Source organism: Streptomyces sp. NPDC111744, assembly GCF_055634995.1.
The window spans coordinates 63,323-82,910 of sequence record NZ_JBVKCG010000026.1 but is presented as its reverse complement, the minus strand read 5'-3'; the positions used below and the strand labels follow the sequence as shown (position 1 = coordinate 82,910).

The 19,588-nt window shown below is 69.5% G+C and carries 16 protein-coding genes and 3 pseudogenes; 9 read left to right on the top strand and 10 right to left on the bottom strand.

Going from position 1 to position 19,588, the window contains the following annotated elements; all coding sequences use genetic code 11:
* Nucleotides 1-159 precede the first annotated feature (159 nt).
* Nucleotides 160-936 carry a polysaccharide deacetylase family protein gene (locus ACZ7OO_RS37295; RefSeq protein ID WP_471511907.1) on the top strand — a complete coding sequence of 259 codons (777 nt, stop codon included), beginning with the start codon at nucleotides 160-162 and terminating at the stop codon, nucleotides 934-936.
* Nucleotides 937-1,748: 812 nt separating this feature from the next.
* Nucleotides 1,749-3,068 (top strand): replication-relaxation family protein, encoded by a 1,320-nt coding sequence (locus tag ACZ7OO_RS37290; protein WP_471511906.1) that lies wholly within the window; start codon nucleotides 1,749-1,751, stop codon nucleotides 3,066-3,068.
* 40 nt (nucleotides 3,069-3,108) lie between these two features.
* Here ACZ7OO_RS37290 and ACZ7OO_RS37285 read toward each other — a convergent pair.
* Nucleotides 3,109-3,375 (bottom strand): annotated as a pseudogene (locus ACZ7OO_RS37285) (IS3-like element IS987 family transposase); the annotation flags it as partial.
* Nucleotides 3,336-3,548, bottom strand: coding sequence for a hypothetical protein (locus tag ACZ7OO_RS37280; protein WP_471511905.1), 213 nt, complete (start codon nucleotides 3,546-3,548; stop codon nucleotides 3,336-3,338). The gene ACZ7OO_RS37280 and the pseudogene ACZ7OO_RS37285, both read right to left, overlap by 40 nt.
* Nucleotides 3,549-3,715: 167 nt before the next feature.
* Between ACZ7OO_RS37280 and ACZ7OO_RS37275 the strand changes: the two genes are divergently transcribed.
* The 3 genes from ACZ7OO_RS37275 to ACZ7OO_RS37265 all read left to right on the top strand — a co-directional run bounded on the left by ACZ7OO_RS37275 (nucleotide 3,716) and on the right by ACZ7OO_RS37265 (nucleotide 5,346).
* Entirely contained in the window at nucleotides 3,716-3,943 is a 228-nt protein-coding gene (locus ACZ7OO_RS37275) for a hypothetical protein (protein ID WP_471511904.1), read from the top strand.
* Nucleotides 3,944-3,954: 11 nt separating this feature from the next.
* Nucleotides 3,955-4,131 (top strand): hypothetical protein, encoded by a 177-nt coding sequence (locus ACZ7OO_RS37270; protein ID WP_471511903.1) that lies wholly within the window; start codon nucleotides 3,955-3,957, stop codon nucleotides 4,129-4,131.
* A gap of 375 nt (nucleotides 4,132-4,506) precedes the next feature.
* Nucleotides 4,507-5,346, top strand: a complete 840-nt coding sequence (locus ACZ7OO_RS37265; RefSeq protein ID WP_471511902.1) for a nuclear transport factor 2 family protein — start codon at nucleotides 4,507-4,509, stop codon at nucleotides 5,344-5,346.
* A 66-nt stretch (nucleotides 5,347-5,412) separates the two neighbouring features.
* Here the strand turns inward: ACZ7OO_RS37265 and ACZ7OO_RS37260 are convergent.
* Nucleotides 5,413-5,538 (bottom strand): annotated as a pseudogene (locus ACZ7OO_RS37260) (transposase); the annotation flags it as partial.
* Nucleotides 5,539-5,804: 266 nt separating this feature from the next.
* Between ACZ7OO_RS37260 and ACZ7OO_RS37255 the strand changes: the two are divergent.
* Nucleotides 5,805-6,074, top strand: coding sequence for a hypothetical protein (locus tag ACZ7OO_RS37255; RefSeq protein ID WP_471511901.1), 270 nt, complete (start codon nucleotides 5,805-5,807; stop codon nucleotides 6,072-6,074).
* Nucleotides 6,075-6,610: 536 nt separating this feature from the next.
* Here the strand turns inward: ACZ7OO_RS37255 and ACZ7OO_RS37250 are convergent.
* Together ACZ7OO_RS37250 and ACZ7OO_RS37245 are read right to left on the bottom strand one after the other, a co-directional pair.
* Entirely contained in the window at nucleotides 6,611-7,612 is a 1,002-nt protein-coding gene (locus tag ACZ7OO_RS37250) for a helix-turn-helix domain-containing protein (protein WP_471511900.1), read from the bottom strand.
* A gap of 149 nt (nucleotides 7,613-7,761) precedes the next feature.
* Nucleotides 7,762-11,625, bottom strand: coding sequence for a S8 family serine peptidase (locus ACZ7OO_RS37245; protein WP_471511899.1), 3,864 nt, complete (start codon nucleotides 11,623-11,625; stop codon nucleotides 7,762-7,764).
* A 185-nt stretch (nucleotides 11,626-11,810) separates the two neighbouring features.
* Here ACZ7OO_RS37245 and ACZ7OO_RS37240 point away from each other — a divergent pair.
* Both ACZ7OO_RS37240 and ACZ7OO_RS37235 read left to right on the top strand, forming a co-directional pair.
* A protein-coding gene (locus ACZ7OO_RS37240) for an IS5 family transposase (protein ID WP_471511927.1) occupies nucleotides 11,811-12,610 on the top strand; the annotation gives its coding sequence in 2 pieces (ribosomal slippage) (nucleotides 11,811-12,150 and nucleotides 12,150-12,610; 801 coding nt in all).
* 110 nt (nucleotides 12,611-12,720) lie between these two features.
* Nucleotides 12,721-14,004 carry a PP2C family protein-serine/threonine phosphatase gene (locus ACZ7OO_RS37235; RefSeq protein ID WP_471511898.1) on the top strand — a complete coding sequence of 428 codons (1,284 nt, stop codon included), beginning with the start codon at nucleotides 12,721-12,723 and terminating at the stop codon, nucleotides 14,002-14,004.
* A gap of 66 nt (nucleotides 14,005-14,070) precedes the next feature.
* On the opposite strand, the pseudogene ACZ7OO_RS37230 reads toward ACZ7OO_RS37235, so the two are convergent.
* The 4 genes and pseudogenes from ACZ7OO_RS37230 to ACZ7OO_RS37215 all read right to left on the bottom strand — a co-directional run.
* Nucleotides 14,071-14,783 (bottom strand): annotated as a pseudogene (locus ACZ7OO_RS37230) (IS3 family transposase); the annotation flags it as partial.
* Between the two features lie 907 nt (nucleotides 14,784-15,690).
* Entirely contained in the window at nucleotides 15,691-16,104 is a 414-nt protein-coding gene (locus ACZ7OO_RS37225) for an ATP-binding protein (protein WP_471511897.1), read from the bottom strand.
* A gap of 679 nt (nucleotides 16,105-16,783) precedes the next feature.
* Nucleotides 16,784-16,945, bottom strand: a complete 162-nt coding sequence (locus tag ACZ7OO_RS37220) for a hypothetical protein (RefSeq protein WP_471511896.1) — start codon at nucleotides 16,943-16,945, stop codon at nucleotides 16,784-16,786.
* Between the two features lie 113 nt (nucleotides 16,946-17,058).
* A complete protein-coding gene (locus ACZ7OO_RS37215) occupies nucleotides 17,059-17,340 on the bottom strand; it encodes a hypothetical protein (protein ID WP_471511895.1) in 282 nt (93 codons plus the stop codon).
* A gap of 78 nt (nucleotides 17,341-17,418) precedes the next feature.
* On the opposite strand from ACZ7OO_RS37215, the gene ACZ7OO_RS37210 reads away from it, so the two are divergent.
* Nucleotides 17,419-17,661 (top strand): hypothetical protein, encoded by a 243-nt coding sequence (locus ACZ7OO_RS37210; protein WP_471511894.1) that lies wholly within the window; start codon nucleotides 17,419-17,421, stop codon nucleotides 17,659-17,661.
* 453 nt (nucleotides 17,662-18,114) lie between these two features.
* Here ACZ7OO_RS37210 and ACZ7OO_RS37205 read toward each other — a convergent pair whose 3' ends face one another.
* Nucleotides 18,115-19,566, bottom strand: a complete 1,452-nt coding sequence (locus ACZ7OO_RS37205) for an aldehyde dehydrogenase (protein ID WP_471511893.1) — start codon at nucleotides 19,564-19,566, stop codon at nucleotides 18,115-18,117.
* Between the last annotated feature and the right edge of the window lie 22 nt (nucleotides 19,567-19,588).

Sequence of the window (19,588 nt, the reverse complement as noted above, 5' to 3'; positions counted from 1 at the left end):
TCAGCGCCACCGTCGGCGGCCGAGCACGTCGAAGAGGCGCTGGAGCGGATCACAGCCGAGGTCGCGTCGCAGCTCGCTTGAAAGCGCTGCACGCACGTGTCCTGCCTCACTACCGAGGCCGCTGGGCAACCCTTCCGGTGCTGAAAGCTTCTCCTTGAGGTGAAGATCTTCAAGAGGCGGCCTCGCCTGCTCATACTCCTGACCCTGGCCGTGGTGGCGGCCGTGACGGTGACCGTCGTCATGGTCATCCAGGCGAACAAGATGGAGACGCTCTCCCCGCGCGAGGAACGTGACCGGGCCGCGTCTGGAGCAGGCGTACCGTCGGGACCGGTGGACTGCCGCAAGATCAAGTGCATCGCGCTCACCTTCGACGGCAACCCGGGCGAACCCACAGACCGGTTGATGGACCTCCTGAAGAAGTACAAGGCGCCGTCGACGTTCTTCCTTGAGGGCCGGCGCATCCACAAGTTCCCGGATGTGGTGCGGCGGATCGCCAAGGACGGCCACGAGATCGGGGACCACACCTGGACGCACGCGGTGCTGACCGATGTCTCTGATGCGCAGATCCGCGACGAGCTTCGCCGCACGGCACGGGCCATCTCCGGCATCACCGGCAGCGAGCCGACGCTGATGCGGCCGCCCCAGGGCCGCACCGACGACCGCGTCTCCAAGGTCGCGAAAGAACTGGGGATGGCGCAGGTGCTGTGGACAGTGACCGCGAAGGACTACGAGACGGACGACACGGCGCTGATCACCAAGCGCGTGCTCGACGGCGCCGGCCGCGACGGGATCATCCTCCTCCACCCGCTGCACAAGGGCACCGTGCCAGCCATGCCTTCCATCCTGAAGGCGCTCAGCAAGCAGGGCTACACCTTCGTGACTGTCTCCCAGCTGCTCGCTCCGGCCAAGGCCGAGCCCGGCAAGATCTACAAGTGACTGACTGACATGCGAAGCGTCCGCCTCATGGGTCCCTCGCCACCACGGCACCAGTACCGCCGAACTCTGGTCACCCGAGGCGACGGAACCGGGATGGACTAGGACTGTTTGGTTGAACCGGGCACCCTTGTCGAGTCTGGTCGGGCCGACCACGACCCCTTGTCCGATCGTGGTCGGGCCGACCACGGACCCCTTGTCCGACGCGGCGCGGGCCGCTACGAGCGGGCGTTTCTCCTTGACCGACTCCGCTACCGGCCGCCGTCAGGTCGCGGACAAGGGGTGGGGGTTCACGATGGCCGCCACGCGCCCGCAGGAGGGGCATGCAGCGGTCACCGAGATCGGGGCGGCTTCCCTCGCGCGGGCGCGCCACCGGCCTTCACAGGGCCGGTGGAGGACGCCAACGCACAAGGGAGCAACCCGGGATGATGACCGAACACAGGCGCCCGCCGTACCCCGACCGTGACGCCGACCAGCGAGCCGCGCGCCACACGCCGGGAGGGCTGGTCGGCCGGGCAAGCCGCCGTAGTCTCCTGCCGCCGGCGCTTGCGATCCCACTGCCGTACCCACTTCCGTGCCCGGCACGAGAGCGGACCGCATTTCCCCAGCACACCACGGCTTTCCGCCGCCCCGGAGCGTCGTCACCCACCCTCTTCTCTCCTCCTCTCACTGACCAAGCCCTGGGAAATAGGTGGGGGTGGGGTGTCAGTGGTGGAGGCGATCATCGGGTTCAGGGCGCGCCTGGTGCCCTCTGCGGCCGGGCGGGGCCGGCGCCCGGCCGGTGGCCGGACGCAGACGACGGGAGGGCGCATCTGATGGCGGGCAAACGCAAGACCAACGAGGCGGGATCGTGCACCGGGCATCGCGCCGATGCGCTGCGCGTGCTCGGTGTGCTCAAGGCCGCGACGGCGGACCAGATCCAGCGGCTGTCCTCACCGCACCTGACCTACCGGCGCACCCTCAAGGAGACGGCAGCCGAGCGGAAGGAGCCGCGCACCGCCTCCCATCGCGGCGCGCTCAACGATCTGCGCAGACACGGCCTGTCCGTCGACGGCGGCCGCACCCGCGGCGGGGAGGAGGTGCGCCTGCTCACCAAGGACGGGCTGGCCGCCGCCGGACTCGAGTTGGACCGGGGGCCGGAGGAGATGGGCGGCATGCCCAAGAGCGCGGGCCGCTCTGGTGCCTCGCACGCGATGACGGTCAACGAGACGATCATCGCGATGATCCGGCCGAAGCCCGACCTGGCCTTGGTGGCCGGTGAGCCGGCCGAAGCCATCGCGGCCGCCCAGGCCTGTGTCGACGCGCCCGACGGGATCGGCAGCATCACCTCCTACGCCACCGAGGTCGCCCTCCCGGCGACGGGCACGTGGAAGAACCCCGGCGTGGGATGTGCGTGGGCCGACATCGTCCTCACCGCCCCCGAGGCCGGGCTGCCGCTGCTGTTCATCGAGGCCGACAACTGCACCGAGGAAGCCCCGATCATCGCGGCCAAGTTCGACAAGTACATGCGCCACTTCCACCGGAAGGTGAAGGACACCGACGGCCAGGACAAACCGATGTGGCGCACCCGCTGGTCCGCCCCCGCTCCCCGGTGGGGCGACGCGACGCACCCGCCGGTCCTGCTCGTCTTCCACCAAGTCGGACCGCGGCCCGCGCTTCAGCGGATGGAGCGAGTCGCCGAACTCACCCGCGAGCACTGGCAGGGCCAGTGGACCGAAAGCGGCTTCCGCATCTACGACGAGCAGGTGCCGATCGTGGCGACCACGCTGGAGCAGCTGCGCGAGCACGGCCCGGCCGGGCCCGCGTTCCGGCCGCAACGACAACCAGAACCTCTGGGACGCGATCGGCAACCCCCGCCGGGATGCAGCCCTCGCCCGCCGGCGCCGCCAAGCGCAGGAAGCAGCCGAACGCGAGGCTCAGCGTCCAGTGTGCGCCGGATGCGGGGCCAAGTTTACCGACGACCGGTGGAAGGCCAGCATCGCGGTCGACTGGGGGCGCGGGGACAGCCACCCGCACCTGTGCGACGACTGCAAGCACCAGGCAATCGAGAAGCAGCGCCGGACCGAAGATTTTCTGCAGTGATGCTGGGGGTTCGGCCGTCAGGTGGTGGGCGGCTTCGTGTTCGGTGGGGGTGACGTGCCCGAGCTCGCCGTGGAGGCGTCGCCGGTTGAACCAGTCGATGTACTCGGCGACGGAGATCTCGACATCGTTGATGCCGGTCCAGGGGCCCTTGTTGCGGATCAGCTCGGCCTTGAAGAGGCTGTTGAACGCTTCGGCCAGGGCGTTGTCGTAGGAGTCGCCCTTGGAACCGACGGAGGCCACGGCCTCGGCCTCGTCGAGTCGTTCGGTGTAACGGATGGCTCGGCATTGGACGCCCCTGTCGAAGTGGTGGATCAGGCCGGTCAGGTCGGCACCGACGCGGCGGCGTCTCCAGACGGCCATGTCCAGGGCATCCAGGGCGAGGTCGGTGTAGAGGCTGGTGGCGGATGGACGTCGAGCTGGTCGGCGATGCGGCGGATCGCGCCGGTCCGGCCGACGGCGTCCTTGCGGGCCTCCACCGCCAGACGCGTCGCGCGCTCGCGTAGCTCGTCGGAGTACTTACGGGGAGCAGCCATGATCGGCATCCTTCGGCATCCTTCCGGGTTTTCGATGTCTCCATCAAACCCGGGGCGATTCACCTTTCGGCCAGCCCGAACTGCCCCAAACACTGGCCGAGAACACCGCGCGCTCCCCCTGGTTCAGCTGGATCGCCCGCGCCCAGGCCGACGGCACGCTGGACGACGTGCTCGGCGCCCTTGGCTACAACACGCTGAGCACCCTGAAGCTCAACGGCTTCCAGGACAACACCGTGATCACCCCGGCCTGGCTCAGGGCCTACGCGACCGCCTTCCCGACCCGGGAACAAACCCTGGGAGCACTCGGCTGGGCCAAAGGCTTCGCCCTCGCACGCACCGCTTCGCATCCCCCTCGCCCCAGGCCAGGAAGGCAGCCGCACACCTACCCGCTCTGACCGTATGGGGCATGCAGGACCGGACCCTGCGCGCCGAGCACTTCCTGCCGCTCTTCCACGCCGCCTTCCCCCACGGCCTGGCCACTGAACTCCCAACTCCCGAGACCGTGCTCGCCCTGGTCCGACTCTTCCTGGATGCAACCGCGTCACCAGGCCGGCCTACGGGGAGGCGCCACACCACGAGCTGACTCAACCACAGCCGGACACTGTCGCCGACCTCGCCGCAACGCCTGCGACCCCGACGATCACTCGCACGCCTCGGCCATGGATGAACACAAACCGGACAGCATCCGACTACGCCGAAGCCCTGGTCCAACTGGGGAGGATTTCGTCGGTCTCGAAGGACACGGGCTTGTCCTGGCCAGCGAGCACAACGGTTCTTCCGCTGAGGCTGGCGTCAGTTGTGCGCCAGCCAGACAAAGTGTCCACCTCGAAGTTCTTCAACGCCGACGCAGACCAGGACGAAATTGACCGCGCTGGCAGGGCTGGTTCGCCGTCGACACCCCGCGAGCAGACTTGTACAGTCAGGTGAAGGTTTTCCTGCGTAGCGGCGAGGGCGGACGATGCAGCTGACGTCTGCACAGGTATTCCATCACCGATGGTGCGCGGCGCTGGCCGCCCAGGACACGGCCGCGCTGCGTGAGTTCTACCATGCCGACGCGGTGCAACTGTCGGTGGGCACCGGCCGCACGCTGCTCGGTGCGGAAGCGATCGCGGCTGGTTTCGCGGAGTTCTTCGGCATCGCCGGCGCTATCAACACGACGGGAGTCGAGAATTTCATCGACCTCGGCACCTCGTTCGTCGCGGAGTCCACGCAGTCGACCGGCTTCGCGCAGGCCACGTCCTACGACGTCTTCGCCCTTGACGGCGGCCGCGCCCGCTTCCACGCCGGTGGCTCGATCTTCCCACGCTCGCCCGCCGCGTTACCAGCCCAGGATCCCGCCGCCCCGGGCCAGGCGTTTTTCCGGCGGCTCTGGGACGCCATCAGTATGCAGGACGCCGCGACGCTCACGAGTCTCTACGCCCCCGACGCCGTGCACGCCTCCGTGGCCGGCACCATGCGCGGCGGCCAGGTGATCACGGACAGCCTCCGGCAGCGCTGGCGGCAGGTCGGCCCTCCGCAGCTCAAGAGCTTGTCATCCTTCGTCGAGGGCCCGGACGCGCTCGCGGTCGAAGGCATCGCGAACCTCGGCTTCGGCCCAGATGTGCGGCTCGACGTGGAATTTTACGAAGTCTGGCTGCTTCACCAGGGCCGGGCGGTGTTCGTCACCAACGGCCTGATCAGCCCGCGTCCGGCCGAGCTGCGCCAAGGTCTTCAGCATTACGCCGACAACCAGATCCGCAACATTCAGACCGTCGCCCAGGGCCTGGCCAATCTCCACGCTCCCCGGTATTGGTACTAGGCGCTCGTTCACCGTCAGTTCCGCATCGGGGGCCGGTTCCTGCTGCTTCTGGTACTTCTTCACCCAGCCGCGTAGCGTCTCCGAGTTCAGCTCAAGCTCCCGGGCGACTTCGGAGATCGTCTTGCTTGACCTCAACGCGATCTGGACGGCTTCCTCGCGGAACTCCGGCGAGTACTTACTGGGTGGCGCCACTTCTTCCTCGTCTCCTTGTTCAGGACAACCCTATTGGGTGCCTGTCCGGAAACTTCGTGGCCCCTCGTTGCGCCAAGTCCGCGTATCCGAGCTTGGTGGCCACGTCGTAACCAGTGCGACAGAGGGACGCGAGGACCAACCAGCCGTCGGTGGTTCCAGCGGCGTGCGCTGCTGTGGTTGCCTCCTCGATCAGGCCTGCGACGTTGGAAGCCGCCTGCTTAATCTCGCCCTTACGTACCCGCAGCACAAAGGGCTTCAGCTTCGTCGTGGAGTTGCGTGAGGGTGCGCGCGGTGATGTCGGGGTCCGCACCGAGGTCGTAGACGTCGAGAGCTTCCCGGATGGGAGCTATCAGGACGTCGAGCTTGTCAGCTCGAAGATCCGACTCGTATGGCTGACCGACGACGGTGGCCACTTCCACACGCATGGCACGCGCGCAGCGGGCAACAACGTGAGGAGTGGCGCTGAGAGCGCCGCGTTCGACCTTGATCAGCGTGTTGTTGTAGGGGACTCCCGAGAGGTCTGCGAGGGCTCGTGAGTGAGGCCACGTTCACGACGAAGTCGCGCGATACGTGCCCCAGTGTGGTCTTCGGGCAGAGCGTGCATACTGGCTCCTAGTTCTGCTTCGAGGACCAGAACGGTACCCGCGGTCGGCTCCGCGGTGCGCGGACCAACCCCGCTCCTCGTAGGAGCGGGGTTCTTCGCATTGCAGAACCCGAATAAGGGGTGCAGGTCGCCGTATCAACGCCACGTAACGCCTATCGGTGATCTCGCGGCCCTCGCTACAACCATTCACCGACGGCGGCAATTAAAGTAGCCACCTACTAAGTGCTGCGATGGGTGGGACAGGGTTGGCTCCCTGCATGGTGACTCCCGGTGACGGTGAGAACCGGCCCTGTCAGCGGGAATCCCCGGCGAGCATGCCCGCCTGGTCGCCGCCGGCCGATGCCACCGGGCCCGCCGCCCGGCCGCCGCGACCGGTCCGTACGGGCTCGGCCGCGCCGGGCCGGCCCCGCATCGGACGGTGACCCACCAGGACTGACGAGCAGTCAGTTCGCCTGGGAGCGGCGGGACTCAGAGCCAGCCGCGGCGAGCGGCCTGCCAGGCGAGCTGCATCCGCGTGTCGGCGCCGGCGAGCGTCATCATGTGCTGGATGTGGCGCTGCACGGTGCGCCTGCTCAGCCCCATCTGACTCGCGATGGCCTTGTCGGCGACACCCGCCACGAGCAGCGAGAGCAGCCGGCGGTCGGTCTCGGTCAGCGGGTCGGCGTCGACGACCCCGCCGGTGCCCTCCACCCCGCCGGACGCGCTGACGTTCAGCGGGACCGCGGTCTCCCAGTAGCGCTCGAAGAGCGAGATGAGCGCCTCCAGCAGGCTGCTGCCTCGCACCAGGGCGGCCGTCGCCACCTGGGGACTGCCCTGGGGCCCACCGGGGACCAGCGGGCAGATGGCGATGGCGCGGTCGGCCACGGCCAGGCGCAGCGGCAGGTGCGGGACCGAGCGGGCCACCTCACCGGCGCGCACACCTTCCACGACGTTGTCGACGGTGCCCTCGTCGTCGAAGAAGGCCTGCTCGTACAGGACGCGGTAGCGCACCCCGCGGGCGAGGGCGTCGTACTCGGCGCGGTTGCTGCCCGAGGGCATCGCCACGTACTGCGCCTTGCAGAACCAGAGCATCTCGTGGCACGCGTTGTCCTGCATCTGCCGCAGGTGCTGGCGCAGCGCCTCCGCTCCGGTGATGACCTCGATGAGCTGGCCGGGGTCGTGCCTGCGGCGCGTACTGCGGTAGCTGTCGAGGAGGTCGGTGACGGCGGTACGGGCCTTGTCGAGCGCGTCGGCGTTACGCTGCAACCGCGGCAGCAGCGCCACGTCGGGCGGTACGGCGGCGTAGTGCAGCGGATCGCGGTCGGTGTGGCTGGCGAGGCCCTTGCCGCGCAGCGCCGCGAGCACGGCCTCGACGGAGTCGCGCGGGAGCCCGGTCCGGTCGGCGACCTCCTCGGCCGACGCGGTCGCGGTCCCGACCAGGAACCGGTAGACCGTCTCCTCGATCGCTGTGAGACCTGCCGCCTCCAGCATGCCGTGCCCCTCCCTCGCCGCGGCCGGCCCCGAGAGCGGAACGGCCCGTTGAAGTTTGCACCGCGAGCCACCACCGGGCAAGCAAACGGCGGGTGCCAGGGCTTCCGCCCGGGCACCCGCCGTCGTTCAGCCGTTGCGCGGGGCCGCCGTCACCGCCCCGAGGAGGGGCCGCGGTGCAGGTAGGCGCGGTCGACCGTCTGCCGCACGGTGTTCCCCGCGGCGTCCACAGCGGTCACCCGCAGGCTGACGTACGCGTCCCCATGCACCCCCGACGGCCGTTCGACCGCGGCGGTGAACCGCGTGCCGCCGTGCCGCGCGGTGCGGGCGGTGTGCGCGGTGTGCCAGGTACGGCCGTCGTCGTACGACGCCTCGACCTTGAGCGTAACCCCGCGCGGGGCGGCCAGGCCGTCGGGCATCCGTACGTTCAGACCCAGCGTGTGCGACCGGCGCGGACCCACCGCGTTGCGGAGGTCCACCGGCGCGCTGTAGTCGACCTGGAGCAGCGGCAGCAGCGTGGCCGTCGCCGCGGTGTCCGAGGTGAACGTCCAGGACGTCCTGGTGCCGGTGCCGAACTGCCAGTCGGCGGAGGTACGGGCGGTGGTGAGGTCCAGCCGGTAGCTGGCCTTGCCCGCGGGCACCTCGAATGCGCCCCAGGCCCCGGTGCCGGACTGCGTCACGAGCCGGCCGTTGCGGTACACCTCGGCGTGGGCCACGTCGCTCGGGTCGCCCACCGCGGACGCCGCGGCACCGGTGCCTACACCGCCACCCAGCGAGCTGGCCTCCGCGAACGACCAGTGGCCGGACTGGGAGTCGGTGAATTCCGGGATGTACAGGGACAAGGTGTCGCCGTTGCGCACCGAGCCGGGCCAGCCCGTCACGCCGTGCGGGATCGACGGGCGCACCGGCCCCGCGAACCACTTCTCCGCGGCGTGCTGCCCGGGCCGGTAGGTGCGGGCGGCGTCCTGCATGCCGACGCCCAGCGCGAGGTCGCGGTCCATGACGGTGTCGTGGTGCACGGTGTGGCTCCACAATGTGTCACCGGCCGTCACGTACTCGGTGCGCTGCTGTCCCACCGGCACGTCACGGGTGTACTGGTTCCAGGCGAACTCCTGGTAGGGGCGCCAGCCGAAACGCTGCTCGCTCGCCCAGGCCGAGGCGCCGGTGCGGGTGTAGGCGGCCTTCACCACCGCGCTGTTGCGTTCGCTGACCGTGTACACCAGCTTCTCGGGAACCCGCTGCTGGGACACCTGCATCACGTCGTACAGGTAGGGGCTCTTCACCGTGCCGGAGAAGTCCACCGTGGTGGGGTGCTCACCGGCGCGCTTCAGCAGGTCGGTGCCCTCCGTCGCGCCGGCGCGCATGATCGGCAGCGCGAGGCGGTCGCCCTCCGGCTGCCAGCGCGTCCAGGGGAAGAAGCCCTCGGGCATGACGAGCATCAGCGCCTTGGCCCCGGCGTCCGCGGCGGCCTTCGCCAGCTCGGTGTCGTTGCCGAAGTCGTAGCGGACGACAGCGAGCTTCCCGCGCACGTGGGCGGCCTTGAGGTCCGCGGCGGTGCCCGCTCCGGCGTCCACCGCGGTCAGCCGGAGGCCCTTGTCGTCGAAGACCGGAGAGGTCGGCAGGTAGTACGGGGCGAAGGGCGCCGAGGTGCCGGACACCTTCGCCCGCAACTGCGGGGCCGTCATCTGCCAGCGCGAGGCGAACTCGAAGGTGCCGTCGGTGACCTGCGCGGTCGGGCTGACGTAGATGCGCTTGGCGACGTCGAAGAACATGACGCCCTGGATCAGGCCGTGTCCCTCGATGCGCCGGTACGTCTGGTAGCTGAGGATCCCGCGCTGCTCGGCGGGCTCGGGCGTGCGGATCTGCACCTGGGTGACCTTGGAGGCGTCCAGCGTCACCGTGGTGTCCTTGGAGACCTTCACCTGCGGGTTGATCACCTCGACCAGTTCCTGGCCGTCCGAGGCTTTGTCCAGAGTGCTGAAGTCGACCTGGTAGGTGCCCTCCTCGACGACGGCGACCGCGGGGTCGGCACTGGTGTACGAGACGAAGCCGTCCTGGCCCCAGATCGTCGGCAGCCAGCCCTGCAGCACCTTGCCCGCGCGGTCGCGGGCGATCACGGTGAGCCGGTGCAGCGGCGCGTGCACGACCAGGGAGAGCGTGGTGTGGGCGAGGACGCTGCCGTCCGCGCCGGTCGCGGTGGCGTAGCCGTAGTAGGCGCCGCGCTTGGCGTCCTTCGGGTCGGTGCTCAGCGGCACGTCGGCGGAGGCGCCGGGGGCGAGGTGGACGGTGCTCGCACCGGGCGCGACGACACCGGCCGTCAGGGCCACGCCGTCGGAGTTGGCCAGGGCCACGCTCAGCTTCAGGTCCACTGCCCTGTCACCGGTGTTGGTGTAGTGCAGGGTCGCCGACTGCTGCTTGTCGCCTCCCACCTGGACGGCGGGCAGCAGCACGCTGCCGGTGGCCGTGACCGCGCCCATGGCCGCGGCGACGTCGATCCGGCCGCCGCCCTGCTCGGTCACCTTCGTGCCCGGCACGGTGTGCGCGGTGCTGATCAGCGCGTCCTTCAACTGCTGGCCGGTCCAGCCGGGGTGCTGCTGTGCGATCAGCGCGACGGCACCCGCCACGTGCGGGGTCGCCATCGAGGTGCCGGACGCCGCCGTGTAGTTCGCGTCGACCGGGTCGCCCATGGTGGTGCCGGACGCGCGCGCGGCGACGATACCGACGCCGGGGGCGGTCACGTCGGGCTTGACGGCCTTGTCGCCGAGGCGCGGACCGCGGCTGGAGAAGGAGGCGAGGGAGTCGTCGCGGTCCACAGCGCCCACCGTCAGCGCGGCGTCGGCCGCACCGGGCGAACCGATCGTGGAGTCCCCGCTCTGGCCCGCGTTGCCCGCCGCGACGACGAAGAGGGTGTCGCCAGAGGCGGACAGCGTGTCGAGGGCCTGGCTCATCGGGTCGGTTCCGTCGGTCGGCTCGTCGGAGCCGAGGCTCATGTTGACGACCTTGGCGTGCTCGGCGGCCGCCCACTCCATGCCGTCGATGACCTGCGACTCCGAGCCGTAGCCGTCGTCGCCGAGCACCTTGCCGATCAGCAGCTCCGCCTTCGGCGCCACACCCTTGCGGGAACCGGAGGACGCCGCGCCCGTACCGCCGACGATCGACGCCACGTGCGTGCCGTGCCCGAAGTGGTCCACGGTGTTCCCGCTGCCCGAGAAGTCCTTCGACTCCGCGATCCGGCCCGCCAGATCGGGGTGGGTGGCGTCCACACCGGTGTCCAGCACGGCCACCTTCACGCCCTGGCCCTCGTACCCGGCCTTCCACGCCGCAGGCGCGTTGATCTGCGCCGTGCTGCGGTCCAGCACCGGCGCGACCCGGCCGTCCAGCCACACCCGCGGGGTCGCGGCGGCGCGGGCGGTGCCCTCGGCGTCGCCCGGGTTCAAGGCCTTCCAGAAGGCGCCGAGGTCGTCGTCCGCGACGCGCAGCGACCGCGCGCCGATACTGGAAAGGGTCCGCGCCGGGGCCGATGCCTCGTTGAACGCGGCGACCCGGTCCGCGACGGCGGCCGCGGCCTTCTCGCTCTTCGCGGTCGTCCGGGCCACGCCGCCGCGCGGGGAGGCGGAGACGATCAGCGGCAGCGCGGAGGTGCCGGCCTCGTCGTAGCCCTGGGCGATCAGGGTGGAGACGTCGAACAGATGCCGGTCCAGCGTCCCGGCGGAGACCAGGTCCGCGGCATCCGACGGCAGCACCGTCAGGTCGCCGCCGTCCTCCTGGTACGTGCGGAAGACGATGCCCTCACGGCCGGGTCCCGGCTCGACCGAGGCGGCGCGGCGGCCGTCGGCCCCCGGCGTCACCGTCACGCGGTCGCCGGTCACCAGGCGTACGGTCACGGGCGGCGCGCCCTGGCCGTCGGCGGGTCGCGCCGCGGTGTCCTGGGGCGTCCGGGCGGAGGCGGCCGGTACGCCTCCGGCGGCCAGCAGCAATCCTGTCGATATCGCCGCCGTCAGGCGGATCCATGCCATCAGCCAAGCACCTCTCGTACAGCTGGGAGTCACGCGCTGTCCGACAGAATCTGCTGTGGCGGTGAGCATGTCACTGGCCTCGGGTGTCACACCTGCGACATGTCTCAACGGCGCCACGGGGTGCGGCCATGGCCCGCGTAAGAGGTCATCTCATTTGGTGTGTTCGATAATCTGCTGGCGTGGGAATCGTTGAGCGGCTGGTGCCGGATGAGCTGTGGGAGCTGTTCCAACGCGTGGTCCCGGAAGCGCCGACCCGGCCTCAGGGAGGCGGCCGACGCCGACATGGCGACCGGGAGGTGCTGGCTGCGATCGTGTTCGTGGCGACGTCGGGCTGCACGTGGCAGCAACTGCCCTCCGCCTCGTTCGGGCCGTCGGGAGCCACGGCCCACCGTCGCTTCGCCGAGTGGTCGAAGGCCCGAGTGTGGGCGAAGCTCCATCGCCTGGTCCTCGATGAACTCGGCTCCCGTGGTGAACTGGACTGGTCGCGCTGCGCGATCGATTCGGTGAACATGCGGGCCCTGAAAAGGGGGACCTGACAGGTCCGAATCCGGTAGACCGGGGTAAGTACGGCTCGAAGATCCACTTGATCACCGAGCGGACCGGACTGCCCCTGTCTGTCGGGATCTCCGGCGCGAACCTGCACGACAGCCAGGCCCTCGAACCGCTCGTGCGGGGCATCCCGCCCATCCGCTCCCGTCGCGGCCCCCGCCGGCGAAGGCCGGCCAAGCTCCACGGTGACAAGGGCTACGACTACGACCACCTGCGCCGATGGTTACGCCAGCGAGGCATCGGGCACCGCATCGCACGCAAAGGCATCGAGTCCTCCAAGCGCCTGGGGCGCCACCGTTGGACCATCGAACGGACCATGGCCTGGCTCGCCGGGTGCCGTCGGCTGCACCGCCGCTACCAACGCAAGGCCGCCCACTTCCTGGCCTTCACCAGCATCGCCTGCACCCTCATCTGCTATCGCAGACTCGCCAAATGAGATGACTTCTTAGAGGCCTTCGCCATGAGGGCACGTGGCAGATGCTCACGAGGCGAGGGCAGGCGATGTGCCCAGGTGCCGAGGACGCACACGAACGGTAGAACGGAAGGGTGAGGGACGAGAGCAGCCCTGCTGACGATGCCCAGCCACAGCGTGCGGCGAGGCCGGGGATCGACTACCAGGCGCTCTTCGCGGTCACCCCCAGCCCCTACATGGTGCTGGGCCCGGATCTGGTGCTCGCCGACGTCAATGAGGCGGCCTGCCGGGCGACCGGCCGTACGCGGGAAGATCTGCTCGGGCGGTACATCTTCGACGCCTTCCCGGAAAATCCGGCGGACCCGGATGCTGACGGCGTACGGAACCTGCACGCTTCCCTGCACTGGGTCCTGCGCTCGAAGGAGCCGGACATCATGGCGCCGATGAAGTACGACATCCCCGTGGCAGACCAGCCCGGCAGGTACGAGGGTCGTTGGTGGTCCGCGATCAACACACCGGTACTCGGGCCGGACGGGCAGGTGGAGTGGATCATCCACCGGGGGGAGGACGTGACCTCGTTCGTCCTCTCCCACCCTCGCCCGCAAGGAGACAGGGCGCTCAGCGACGTGGAGGCGATGGAAGTCGAGTTGTTCGCGCGGGCGCGCGAACTCAAACGGCTGAACGAAGAACTGCGCCAAGCCCACGCCCGGGAACGCCAGGTCGCCGTCACCTTGCAGGAGGCCATGCTCCATTCGCCCCACCTGTCCCGGCACCGCGACACCGCAGTGCGCTACTTGCCCGCTGCCGGTTCACTGAACGTGTGCGGCGACTGGTACGAGGTGGTCGACCTGTCCGAGAGCAGATTCGCCGTCGCGGTCGGCGACGTCGTCGGACACGGCCTGGAGGCCGCCGCCGTCATGGGCATGCTCCGCAGCGCCTTGTCCGCTGTCATCCGGGCCGTCGAAGGGCCCGCGAGGGCCCTGGACGTCCTTGGCCTGTATGCACGCTACGTCGAGGGTGCGCTGGCCACCACCGTCGTCCAAGCCGTCGTCGACACCCGCGCTCGCCGCATCATGTACAGCAGCGCCGGCCACCCGCCGCCCGCCCTGCTCCACGAAGACGGCACCTGCGATCTTCTCGACCAGGCCACCGACCCTCCGCTGGGGGCCCGCCCCAAACATGTCCCCCGCCTCCAGGCCGCCCTGCCCTACACCCCTGGCGATACCTTCGTGCTCTACACCGACGGTCTCATCGAGCGCCGCGGCGAGGACATCGATGCCGGCCTGCAACGCCTCACCGACGCGCTCGGCCGCCATGCCCGCCACAGCCCCGAACGTCTCGCGGACGCCCTGCTCGCGCATTTCGGCGTCAGCAGCGGCGCCCGCGACGACATCGCCCTGATCGTCCTCCGCCTATGACCCGCGCACAGCCAGCAGAACGTCACAGGTGGCGAACCGTCCGTAGAAACGACCAGTCACACCTGGGATCGGTAGATAGGTTATGTCGCCCACATACTTGGTGTTCGGCTCCTGGGCAGCAAAGTCCCGCTGGAGCAGGTCCGGCACCGGTGTCGCCGACGGCTCGGGAATCGTGGTGCGGACCTTTTTGCGCAGGTGCAGCCCGACGATGTGGAACTTGCGCATGACGCGCTCGACCCGCTTGTGATTGACCGGCCTCCCGGCCTCCTTCAGCTCGGCGGTGACACGCGGAACCCCATAGGTGCCGTCCGTTTCCTGATGGATCCGGTTGATGTGCTCGGCGAGCTCGGCATCCGGCCTCGCCCGGCCGGCCCGCGCGGATGCGCCGGCCAGCCACCGGTAGAAGCCGGAACGCGAGACCGCGAGTATCCGGCACAGCCGCTTGACGCCGAAGGCGCGACGTTGATCCTCGACGAACTGGAAGCGGCTGCTCACCAGCTGGTCTCCGCCGTAAAATACTTCGCGGCCCTCCTCAGGATCGCCCGCTCGAGCTCGAGTTCCTTCACCCGCGCCCGCAGCTGCCGGTTCTCCTTCTCCATCGCGGTGGCCTCCACCGCACCGGGCCGGGCGGCCTGCTCGGCATCCCGCACCCACGTGCGGACCGTCTTGTGGTTGACGCCCAGGTCCTTGGCCACCGACGCGTACGTCCCACCCCGGCTCGAGTGATACAGCGCGACGGCATCGGCCCGGAACTCAGACGAGTACTTCGACGTCCCCACCGGGAACTCCTGTCCTATGGATCCCCACGATCCAATGATCAGGGTGTCCACGATCAAGGGACAACGCCCATAGAACCGCACCCATCGGCGAGTCCGACGGCCTCGGCCTGAGGCGGCCGAGACCTGCGACTCCCCCAGGAGCTTCGCGGCTGCCGCCCGCGCAGGCTGCCCGGCACGCAAAGCGTTCCGGGCAACTTCGTCGTCTACGGCCCTGGGTCGAGAGCGACCTACGCGGAGGGTCGGCCCGAGCGGTGGGCGGCCCGCCTGACGCCGTACGGCCACGACACCCTCGCCTACGGCTGCTCGCGCCCCGGGGCGAGCCGCCGCCCGGCGGCAACCGCGGGCGAGACGAAGGTCCTTACCAGTGATGTAGCAGGCCCTGGTGAACGGCCTTTCACTCAGTCTCGGGGGTGCTGCTGTTCAGGTCTTGGTGGAGCCTGTGCCGCAGCGCGAAGAGTGCCGTGAGATCCGCCGTTTGCGCGAAGCGTCCGAGTAGATCCGGCAGAGCGGCATCGTCTCCGTCACGCACGGCCAATGCGATGTGCTCGATGATCCGTTGCACCGAAGGCGGCACTCGTTCCTGAGAGGCAGTCACCGGCTACGCGTACCCTGCATGCCACGGACAAGGCTCACCCGTATGGGTGGCGAGTCATCGGCGCCCCGGGCGGAGCCCGGCCCCGGGCCGGAGCGTAGCTTTGCGGCTTCAGGCCGAAGTCCCTGCTGGTGGCCGCGGGCTGCGCCGATGAGAGTCCTTTGGTAACGGACGCCGTTGCGGGTGGGAGCGAGCTGGGCATGGTGCAGACCGGCCGGGGTGCGGATCGGGGCCACTGACACCGTGCACGCGTGTCGCACGGCCCACGCCCAGCTCTCCGGAAATCCTGCTCATGTCAGCGTCAGAACCGGTGATTCAACCTGCGGGGTGACAACGGGGGGACAGCGGCACGGCCGCCCACACGGTCTTTCCTGTCGAGTGGACGTAGACCTGGACGTCAGCCGACAGCTCCTGCACCAGATGCCAGCCGAACCCGCCCGGCTCACGGGTATCCATCGGGAGGGGCCGTGGCGGGGCCGGGCTGGCGTCCTGCACCGCGACCGTCACCGTTCCCATGCCTTCTTCAAGCCGGAACCCCGTCACCCCGCCGGCATGCCGCACCGCGTTGGTGACCAGCTCCGACACCACCAGCACCACCGCGTCCGCTCCGCTCCCGCCATTCGGCGCGACGACGGACAAGAACCTGCGGGTCGCTTCTCTGGCGCGTTCCGGTGTGTGGATGTGGGAGTGGTCCAGGGGTCCGTAGTCCTCCTGGGGTGGATACGCCATCGCGGCCTCCGACGCTCGGCTCGGCACCAGATCTCAAGCGCCTTCCCCGAACCGATCGCATCATGGCCGGCTGTGCTGCGGGCTCCGTCCTGGGCGGGGCTGTTTCGCGTACCGCTGCGTAGTTCCCTCCACGATGAGGCCGGCCCGACCATGACCCCGACCGCGGGCGGCCGTCTGCCGTTTCCCGCGGGTTCCCTGCCGTCGTCACTCGGCGCACGCGGTCAGACACGGCCGTTTTCGGCACATCGCGGCAAAGTGCGAGAAAATATTGAAGAGGCTGTTTTGATATGTGCCAGGGAGTCACAGATGGATGCCTCGGACGAACTCCCTTCGGGGGGCTGACCCGGCGGCTCTTCTGACACTGGACGGTGCAATCCGTTGCCTCAACGCTGCGATGGCCACAGCGCCGGGCAGGCCGGCGGAGCAGTGCCTGAGAATCTCCTGGTGGCCGCCGCCAGGACGAAGGCGGTCGCGATGCGGGTGCTGGACTTCCCCGGGCGAGGCGGAGCACCCGTTGCCTCCTTGATCGACGCGGCAAGTGAAGGATCCCGCAAGGGACGAGCAGCTGGTCTGGGTGCACGCCCTGGATACGCGAAACGACCTGGCCAGCCTGCTTCCCGTTCCGAATGAGAAGGGACACCTGCGGATTCGAGGTTCAGCAACCCGGGAGCTTTGACCGCTAGTTGTCTCGCCGTCCGTGATCGTGGTTGTCGACCTGCTCCGTGGGCTTGTCATCCGGAGGGGGCGGTGGTGGTGAGGGGAACAGGAGGTCTTCGAAGAGGCCCAGCGTCAGCATCAGGAGCAGGAGCATCACCGGCACGAGCAGAGCTAGCACGACCACGATGCCTCCCGACGAAGCGGTGATTACGGGAACGGCGCGGCAGTACCAGGCCCAGTGTGGGCTGAATGGGTGGGGGCCGCATGCTCGAGGCGAGGGCGTGTAAGCCATTCGGGTCACTTCACCCTCGGCGACCACCAGATCGACCTCGGTGAATGCACGCGGCTCGGGGGCGGCTCCGGCGGCGTCGAGAAATCCGGCCACGGTGTGCCGGGCTGCTCGACGGCCTTGGCCAGTTGGAGCGGGGTGAGGTTCAGCAGCCGCAGCAGTGCAGCCGTCAGCTGTCCGTCACCGGTCCATACGTTTCGTTCCTCTGCCTGCTCGTTCTTCACCCGCCGCGACCCGGATGCCATCGGGATCGAGCCCGCGGCCGAGGGCGAGGCGTCGGCCTCGGGCACGTTCCGGTCGCAGGACGCCCGATGGGCAGCCAACCTCACCGCCGCCCGCCAGTTCCACGCCGCGGAGGGCACCTGAAGGTGCCCCGGCAGCACGTCGAGATCACCGGGGACGGCAACGGGGACAGCGGGCGGGCAGCCGTGAAACTCGGCGCGTGGTTCGACAACACCCGGCTCAGGCTCTGCGGCGCCAGGAAGATCTGGCGGGAGCTGACCGCCAGGGTGTCGGGGTGGCCTGCCGCACCGTCGAACGCCTCATGTGATGGCGGTAAGGGCGGCGCGGCGCCAGGCGTCCTCAAGGAAGGTGAGAGAGGGCTGACGTAGGCGATGGCCGCGGCGCCGGCGCGAGCGCGGAACGGGCCCCGGAGCTCGTGGACCGCGACTTCGTCGCCCTGGCCCCGAACCGCTGCTGGGTCGCCGACTTCACTCACGTCACCAGGCTCGTCGTGATCAGCCGTTTACTGCGGACCGCGCCGGTGATCCCGAGTTCGCGCGATATGCCGGTGGCCCAACAACTGGTGAACGTCGAGCAGGTCCCTGCACTGCTCGTAGTGGGGGGTCGCGCAGGCGCGGCGCGGATCGTGCGGAGTGAACCGACGCCGCCGGGGAGCCCGCGGTCGGACCGTCGTGGTGTGGCCGCGGCGGTTGGTCCCCTCACGCGCTCGGACATGGCGGTTCCGTCCTGGTCGGACGCGGGCCCTCCGCAGGCCTGCCGCTCGTTGAAAGCCCCGGTGCCGGGATCGCCGGCCGGGACTCGTGACCCCGGCCGGCGATCGGTCAGCGGGTGCGGGTGATGGTCTTGTGCTCGACGTAGCCGGTCAGACCCACCTTGCCGTACTCACGGCCGATGCCGCTGGCCTTGTAGCCGCCGAACGGCCCGTCGAAGCTGTTGCCGGCGCCGTTGATGATGACGCCACCGGTGCGCAGCCGCCGGGCGACCGCCAGGGCGCGCTCGGTGTCGGTGCCCCAGACACCGCCGGACAGGCCGTACTCCGAGTCGTTGGCGATGCGGACCGCGTCGTCCTCGTCCTCGTAGGCGATGACCGCGAGTACGGGGCCGAAGATCTCCTCCTGGGCGATGCGCATGGAGTTGTCGACGTCGGCGAAGACGGTGGGGGTGACGTAGTTGCCCTTCTCCAGGCCCTTGGGAATCTGCGGGCCGCCGGTGACCAGGCGGGCACCCTCCTTGATCCCGATGTTGATGTAGTCGATGACGCGCTGCTGCTGGTCGCGGCGGATCATCGGGCCGATGAAGGTGTCCGGTGCGGCCGGATCGCCGACCTTGAGTGACTCGACCATCGTCTTGACGGCCTCGACGACCTCCTCGTACCGGCTGCGCGGGGCGAGGATACGCGTCTGCAGGATGCAGGCCTCGCCGTTGTTGCCGAGCGAGCCGAAGCGCAGGCCCTGCATGACGATATCCAGGTCGGCGTCGTCGAGGATGACGGCGGCGGACTTGCCGCCCAGCTCCAGGCCGACGCGCTTGAGGTGGTCACCGGCGATGGAGCCGATGCGGCGGCCGGCGCCGGTGGAGCCGGTGAAGGAGATCTTGTCGATGCCGGGATGGGAGACGAGGTACTCGCTGGTCTCGCGGTCGGCGGGCAGGACGGACAGGACGCCCTCGGGCAGACCGGCCTCGTGCCACAGGTCGGCGAGGAGCGCCATGCTCAGGGAGTTCTCCGGGGACACCTTCAGCACGACGGTGTTGCCGGCCAGCAGGGCCGGGACCAGCTTCGCCGTGGCGGCGGAGAACGGCGAGTTCCACGGGATGACCGCGGCCACGACGCCGATCGCCTCGCGGCGCACGATGGTGTCGAAGGCGACCGACTCGTCGGAGGGCTCGATGATCTCTTCCCAGCTGAATTCCTCGGCGGCCCTGAGGTACGCCTTCACCTGGCGGGTCAGGAAGGGCTGACCGGCCTTGGTGAACCAGCCGGCCGAGCCGTTCTCCACGGAGATGGCGTGGGCGACCTCGTCGGCGCGGGCGGCGCGCAGTTCGTCGTAGCGGCGGACGACAGCCTGACGCGCCTGGGGGGTGGTGTGCGGCCAGGGGCCCTGGTCGAAGGCCTTACGGGCGGCGGCGACGGCCGCGTCGACGTCGGCGGGCGCAGCCTGGGCCACGCTGCCCAGCACCGACTGGTCGTGCGGGGAGTGGATGTCGAGCTGCAGGGAGGGGTCGCTGGGGGCGACCCAGGCGCCGCCGATGTAGAGCTTGTCGCGGACAGTCATGGTTCCAGGGGTCCTTTCGTGC